Annotated in this window: 1 pseudogene; it reads right to left on the minus strand. The window is 57.7% G+C overall.

Annotated elements, in window-relative coordinates:
* A pseudogene (locus tag AF337_RS04610) lies at window positions 1-310 on the minus strand (universal stress protein); the annotation flags it as partial.

Below are 310 nucleotides of genomic sequence, written 5' to 3' on the forward strand. Positions count from 1 at the left end.
GGACCGAAACCCGCTTGGCCTTGTGAATGAATGGGTTTGCATCGCTGACGGCCCGAGCGGCGGCTCGACTTCCGTCCCAGGCGATGACCAGATGGTCGATTGGGCCCGCAAGGGTCTTGTTGGGAAAGATGATGGCTGGCCGGCCGGATCCGAATATGACCGCTTCGGCGACAATACGGGTATCCGGAACGTCCGCGATACATTCGAGAATAGCCAGATCGAAGAACCGTGCTTCCGTGGCCACCGTCTCGTGCAATAGAGGCAAGGTGGTTTTGACCGTTCGACAAGATAATTCAACCATGGCGTTCGC

The organism is Rhizobium ecuadorense (assembly GCF_001187535.1).
GTDB lineage: Bacteria > Pseudomonadota > Alphaproteobacteria > Rhizobiales > Rhizobiaceae > Rhizobium > Rhizobium ecuadorense.